We start from the raw sequence: 6,342 nt of genomic DNA, 5'->3' as shown, positions 1-6,342 counted from the left end.
GATCCAGTTCGCGATGATCCGGTTGATGGCCGCCCGCCTCGCCGACGAGCACATCGAACCCCGCGGCCCCATCGAAACCGAAGCAGCACGCCGCCCAGCCCAAGACCACGACGACTAACCACCCAGGTTCCGCAACACCCTCTCAGGGTTCCCCTCACGACCACCGCCAGGCAGCGAGGGACCCCTTCACGGACTACACCAACCCCAAACCGCAGCCCGCGCACCCAACCAACCAGGCACCCACACCACCCCCGCACCCCGATACGAAGCCAAAAATGCAGTCTGCGGGGGCTTGTCGAGGCATCTTTCCCGCCTCGACAAGCCCCCGCAGACTGTCATCACAATCAGCTTCGGGGTGCCCTCTCACAAACGAGGCGCAATGTCGCCGCCAGGCGACGACCTACCACCCAGACCCTCAAGGCCTCCACCGCTCGCTGTAATCCGGATGCTCCGCATACGGCAACGCCAGCAACCGCAACGTCAAACACCAATTAGACCCAGCCTCATCCGCGGGCACATGGCACGTCTCGCACCAATACTCACTGCCATACAGCGGAAACCCAGGCACCTTCTCCGACACCGTGGTCCGATGCGCGAGCATGATCCGCCGGGTCGCCTCGATCTCGTTGATCATCTGGTTGACCACGTCGAGTTCGAGGTCGCCGAGCGAACGGACCCGCTCCTCCAGCCCGACCTTGGCCTCTCCGCGGTTCAACGGCTCGCCGGCCTTGCCCTTCTGCACCGCCTGCATGATCAGCGCCTGCCGCTGTCCGACGCGCGCGGCGAGGAACGCGATCAGGTCGTCCACGACGTCTCCCTCCTCCGGTCCCGGCTCCCCTCCGGCCCCGGCAATAGTCGCACCTCGACCCCGGCGCGTTACCAGCTAGCGGCACACCCCATGGTAGTCGACCTCGGAAAACTCAGTGCGACCTGCGGAAACATCCGTGAAATTCCCCGCGATGTTGATCACCCAGAGTGATCACGCCCGGCAATCGGACGGTCACGCCTGGTCCGATCGGGCCTTGCTCGGTTGCACCCGCTTCGGTTCGCCGGGCATTTTCGGATAGTCCGGCGGGTAGGGCAGCTCCGCGCCGCCGAGGTCCCGGTCGTCGCGCTCGTACCACTCCAGCAGCGTCTCCAGGCCGAACGCCGTCTCGTCCATCGGCGCGTGCAGGTCGCCGCGTTCGGCGAGGAAATCCGGGACAGTCAGGACGTCGAAGTCGTCCGGGTCGACGTCGGCGAGCAAATCCCAGGTCAGCGGCGTCGAGACGGTCGCGCGCGGGGTGCCGCGCACCGACCACGACGACGCGACCGTCCGGTCCCGCGCCGCCTGGTTGTAGTCGAGGAAGACGCGGCCGCCGCGTTCCTCCTTCCACCAGGACACCGTCGCCTTGTCCGGGATCCGCCGTTCGACCTCGCGACCGAGCGCGATCACCGCGTGCCGCACCGCGATGAAGTCCCATTCCGGGCGGATCCGCACGAGGACGTGCACCCCGCGGCCGCCGGAGGTCTTCGGGTATCCGGTGAGCCCGGCGTCGGCGAGCACCTCGCGGACCACGCCGGCGACCTCGACCGCGTCGGCGAACCCGGCGCGCTCCGGCGGGTCGACGTCGATCCGCAATTCGTCCGGGTGGTCGACGTCGGACCGGCGCACCGGCCACGGGTGGAAGTCGAAGGTGCCGAGGTTGGCGGCCCAGGCGAACACCGCGGGCTCGGTCGGGCAGACCTCGTCGGCGGTGCGGCCGGACGGGAAGGCGATCCGCGCGGTTTCGAGCCAGTCCGGCGCGCCCTTGGGCACACGCTTGGCGTAGAACCATTCGCCGGTGACGCCGTCGACGTAGCGTTTCAGCGTGGTCGGCCGTTCCCCGATCGCCCGCAGCAACGGGTCGGCCACGGCGAGGTAGTACTCGACGACTTGCCGCTTCGTGATGCCGCGTTCGGGGAAGTAGACCTTGTCCGGGCTCGACACCCGGACGGTGCGCTCCCCCACCTGGTATTCGACCGGATCGCCGTTTTTGGGCATGCGGCCACCGTAGCCGCGAGTGCCGTACCGTGGCGGGGTGTCCGGGAGAACCAAGCTGATCGTCGCCCTGGTCGTGTTAGCTCTTCTCGGAGCCGCCGCGCTGTGGCTGCCGATCCCGGGACCGGCGCAGCTGCGCACCTGGGCCGCGGCGACCGGGTCGATGACTCCGCTGGTTCTCCTCGTGGCTTACTCGTTGCTCACCGTCGCGCCGATCCCGCGCACGGTGTTCAATCTGGCCGCCGGATTGCTCGTCGGGAGCGTCGCGGGAGTGCTGATCGCGTTGGCGGCCACCACGATCGCCGCCGCTCTGGCGTACGGGCTGGCGCGGCTGCTCGGCCGGGACTTGATCCTGCGGCACCTGCACCGCGCACCGGTGCGGGCCGTCAACGACCGGCTGTCCGACGGCGGCGTGCTCGCCATCACATCGCTGCGGTTGATCCCGGTCGTCCCGTTTTCGGCGATGAACTACCTCTGCGGCGTTTCGTCCGTGAGACTCCTTCCGTACCTTGCCGGAACGGCGCTCGGGAGCGTCCCGGGAACCATCGCGGTGGTAGTTTTCGCGGACGCGCTGACCGGCGACACGCCGCCCGCTTTGCTGGCTTGCTACGCGGTGTTCGCGATCCTCGGTGCGGCAGGATTGGTGCGAGTGCTGCGGAAGCGCGTCCCCGCCGCCGAGCCGGAGGCTCCCGTGCCGTCGGCACCGGCTGGCTGACGGCGGGCAGGTACTTCCGACCGCTACACTCGTTCGGGTGCGCGAGGGGCATCCGCGCTGCGCACGACCACGATCACGGGACTTTTGTCAGGAGCGGGCGTCATCGACACCGGGCAGCTGATCGCGGGGCATTACCGCCTCGTCGAGCACATTGGTAGCGGTGCCATGGGCGTGGTGTGGCGTGCCGTCGACGTGCGCCTGGAGCGGTCGGTGGCGATCAAGCAGATCCTGCCGCAGCCGGGCGTCTCCGAGGCCGAACGCGACAACATGCGCCAGCGCGCCATGCGCGAGGCGAAGAACGCCGCCCGCTTCCAGCACCCCAACGCGATCGTCGTGTTCGACGTCGCGGAGCACGGCGGCGACCCGTGCCTGGTGATGGAGTACCTCAACGGCCCGAGCCTGTCCGCGGTGCTGTCCGAACAGGGCACCCTGCCGGTCGGCCAGGTCGCGCGGATCGGCGAGCAGGTCGCCGCGGCGCTCGTGGCCGCGCACCGCGCCGGGATCGTGCACCGGGACGTCAAGCCCGGCAACATCCTGATCGACGAGACCGGCACCGCGAAGATCACCGACTTCGGCATCTCGCGCGCGGCCGGCGACATGACGCTCACCCAGACCGGCCTCATCGGCGGCACCCCGGCGTACCTCGCGCCCGAACTGGCCCGCGGCGCCGACCCGGTCCCCAGCTCGGACGTCTTCGCCCTCGGCGCGACGCTGTACCAGGCGATCGAGGGACAGACCCCGTACGGCAACACCACGAACCAGCTCGCGCTGCTGTACGCGGCGGCGAACGGGCAGGTCAACCCGCCGACGCAAGCCGGTCCGGCGACCGCGTTGCTGATGAGCCTGCTGCGCAGCGAGGCTTCCGAGCGGCCGAGCATGGCCGAGGCACGGGAGCGGCTGGCCTCGCTGGCGACCGGGGAACCGGCTGCGCCGCAGCAGTTGCTGTCGGGCAATCGCGGTCCGGGGAGCAATGGCTCTCGCCCGCCGTGGGCGCGCGCGGGTGCTCCGGCGGCTGCTGCCGCGTCCGCGCCGAAGGCTCCGTCGAACCCGCCGCGGACGCCGACTGCGGCGTTCATGCCGATGGGTGCGCCTTCGCGTCCTGCTCCCCCGCCGAACACTCCCCCGCGCCCGCAGCCCGCGGTGCGGCCGACGCCTACCGCTGCCGCGCCGAACTACTCCGGCTCCGGGACCGGAGAGCGGGTTTCGCCTGCGGCGGCGCGGAAGAAGAAGATGGCGTTCCTCGCTGGCGGGGCTGTGGCGATTGTCGCGGTGGCGTTGGTGGTCTTCCTGGTGTTGAGCAGTAGCCGGGGCAAGGGCGGGGCTTCGTCGAACGCGCAGCCGCCGGCGTCGAGCTCCTCCGCTCCGGCGACTCCGTCGAGCACGCCGAGTTCTTCTGCTCCGCCAGCCAAATCCAACGGCAACGTGCAGTGGGGGCCGGCCGGCCAGCTGGCCGTGAATTTCTATCAGAACGCCGGATCGCCCACTGCGTGGGCGATGCTGACCCCGTCGGCACAGGCGGCCTTCGGTGATCAGACCGCTTTCGCCTCGTACTGGGATCAGAACAAGCTGTCCGGCTACAAGGGCGCGAACGTTTACAAGCACCAGAACAATCCGGACGGTTCCGCCGATGTCCAGATCACTCTCACCCCGGAGGGCGGTGCGCCGATGCAGAAGGTCGTACAGGTCATCGCCGGGCCCGACGGCACGTTGATGATCAACAGCGACCCGCGCATCGGAGGCGGCACGCCCGCGCAGTGACACGCGCCGCAGAGGTGGGTACGACGAGGCGAATAGCCTACCTTTGAGGCATGGCCGAGAACGGAGCTCTGCCGCCGGGCTGGAATCCTCGGTTCCACGAGGACCTGGTCGGGCTGGATCCGTACGACCCGGAGGCCCGTGCGTTCGCCGCCCATCTCGACCGGATGGAGCGCACCGGGCCCACCTTCACCGTAGAGGCGTGCCTGGACCAGGTCGCCGACTTCGCCGACTCCAGCAGTCGCACCGGTGGGCTCCGCTACTGGGTGTCCGCGCTGGTCGTGGTGCTGATCGTGCTCGGGCTGCTGGTCACCGCCTGGGACATCGCGCTGCACACGGTCGCTTTTCTCTCCAGGTAACGTGGGAGGGGTGAAAGGTATGAAACCCGTCGTCGGCACCACTCCCCGCGTGGTGAAGTCCGACCAGGAATGGCGGGAGCAGCTGGGCCCCGAGGAGTACGCGGTGCTCCGGCAAGCCGGCACCGAACGGCCGTTCACCGGCGAGTACACCGACACCAAGACCACCGGCGTGTACGAGTGCCGGGCTTGCGGCGCGGAGCTGTTCCGCAGCGACACGAAGTTCGAAAGCCACTGCGGCTGGCCGTCGTTCTACGACCCGGCGGACTCGGACGCGGTGCTGCTGCGCGAGGACCGCACCATGGGCATGCGGCGCATCGAAGTGCTGTGCGCCTCGTGCCACAGCCACCTCGGGCACGTGTTCGAGGGCGAGGGCTACGCGACTCCCACGGACCAGCGCTACTGCATCAACTCGATTTCCCTGAAGCTCGTCGAGGAATCCGGCGACTGACGCCCGGGTCCCCCAAGACCGCCCTTCCCGTCCCGGGGAGGGCGGTTTTTCGTGCGGCGGCAACCCGGGCCGGGCAGGTAGCGTGGATTGTTCATCCGGAGGGGGTCCGTGATGGAGTGGACGATCGAACGCGCGACGCCGGCCGCGCTGATCCTGGTGCTGGCGCTGATCTGCTGGCGGCTCGGGCTGCGGACCGCCGCCCGGTTGCGCCGCGGCAGGCATCCCGAAACGCGGCTGACGTCCGCGGCGCAGGTCGCGTTGCTGACGAACGGCCCGATCCGCGTCGCCGAAACGACGGTCACCTCAATGCTGGAGCGGGAGCAGCTGCGGGCGGATTCCGTGGGACGGCTGTATCGCACGCCGACCGAACCGTCCGACGATCTGAGCCGGGAAGCCGCTGAGCTGGCCGGCACGGGGGTCGGGATCGCGACCGTGCTGCGCGGCCTCGTCTGGGGTGACGCGGTCCGCGAGCTGGTCGATGACCTGACCAAACGAGGTCTGCTCGTCGACGGCCCAGCGCTGCGACGGGCGTGGAAGTGGACCGCGATCGAAGAAGCAGTGCTGACTGCGGCCGGCGTGGCGGCGTTCGTCGGCTGGCTGAACGGCTTTGTGCTGATTTCGCTTCTGGTGCCCGTGTGGTTCGCGTTCGCCGCGCTGTCCCGTCACAGGGCTGCCCGGCGGATCCGGCCGACCGAGGCCGGACGTGCGGCGGCCGAGGCGGCGTGGCCGGACCAGAGCCTGATCAGCGGCCTGACCGGGAACGTCGCGGTGGGCGGGCTCTCGAATCATCCCGATCGCGAGCTGCGGGTCGCGCTGCTCCGCGGGCTCCCGGCGACCCGGCAGGCACGGGCCGCCATCGCGGGTACCGGCGTCGCGGGCGGGTTCGGCGGAGCGGCGGGGTACTGGGCCGCCGGGGCGGGCTGCGGATCCGGCGGCGGTGCGGGCTGCGGATCCGGGTGCGGCGGTTCGGGGTGCGGATCCGGCTGCGGCAGCGGGTGCGGAGGGGGCTGCGGCGGCGGGAACAGCTGAGCCGGGAACGAATCGG

The 6,342-nt window shown here is 69.9% G+C and carries 7 protein-coding genes and 1 pseudogene; 6 read left to right on the top strand and 2 right to left on the bottom strand.

Translation table 11 applies throughout. The features are described 5' to 3' along the window. Positions 1-118: pseudogene (locus ACZ7SW_RS39865) on the top strand (IS5/IS1182 family transposase); the annotation flags it as partial. Positions 119-415: 297 nt separating this feature from the next. Here the strand turns inward: ACZ7SW_RS39865 and ACZ7SW_RS39860 are convergent. Beyond that, positions 416-808, bottom strand: a complete 393-nt coding sequence (locus tag ACZ7SW_RS39860) for a DUF6221 family protein (RefSeq protein ID WP_116206681.1) — start codon at positions 806-808, stop codon at positions 416-418. A gap of 192 nt (positions 809-1,000) precedes the next feature. Continuing rightward, a complete protein-coding gene (locus ACZ7SW_RS39855; RefSeq protein ID WP_470235538.1) occupies positions 1,001-2,023 on the bottom strand; it encodes a DNA polymerase domain-containing protein in 1,023 nt (340 codons plus the stop codon). A gap of 37 nt (positions 2,024-2,060) precedes the next feature. On the opposite strand from ACZ7SW_RS39855, the gene ACZ7SW_RS39850 reads away from it, so the two are divergent. From ACZ7SW_RS39850 to ACZ7SW_RS39830, 5 genes are all read left to right on the top strand, one after another. Continuing rightward, a complete protein-coding gene (locus tag ACZ7SW_RS39850; protein WP_470235537.1) occupies positions 2,061-2,735 on the top strand; it encodes a TVP38/TMEM64 family protein in 675 nt (224 codons plus the stop codon). Between the two features lie 117 nt (positions 2,736-2,852). After that, the gene (locus tag ACZ7SW_RS39845) at positions 2,853-4,493 is read left to right on the top strand and encodes a serine/threonine-protein kinase (protein WP_470235543.1); all 1,641 of its coding nucleotides are present in this window, start codon (positions 2,853-2,855) and stop codon (positions 4,491-4,493) included. A gap of 50 nt (positions 4,494-4,543) precedes the next feature. After that, a complete protein-coding gene (locus ACZ7SW_RS39840) occupies positions 4,544-4,849 on the top strand; it encodes a hypothetical protein (protein WP_470235536.1) in 306 nt (101 codons plus the stop codon). A gap of 19 nt (positions 4,850-4,868) precedes the next feature. Further along, positions 4,869-5,297 (top strand): peptide-methionine (R)-S-oxide reductase MsrB, encoded by a 429-nt coding sequence (msrB, locus tag ACZ7SW_RS39835; protein ID WP_344267467.1) that lies wholly within the window; start codon positions 4,869-4,871, stop codon positions 5,295-5,297. A gap of 111 nt (positions 5,298-5,408) precedes the next feature. Then, positions 5,409-6,326, top strand: a complete 918-nt coding sequence (locus tag ACZ7SW_RS39830) for a TIGR04222 domain-containing membrane protein (protein ID WP_470235535.1) — start codon at positions 5,409-5,411, stop codon at positions 6,324-6,326. Positions 6,327-6,342 lie beyond the last annotated feature (16 nt).

Source organism: Amycolatopsis sp. NPDC114484, assembly GCF_055633755.1.
The sequence above is the reverse complement of the archived record's forward strand: the minus strand, read 5'-3'. Positions and strand labels throughout refer to the sequence as shown.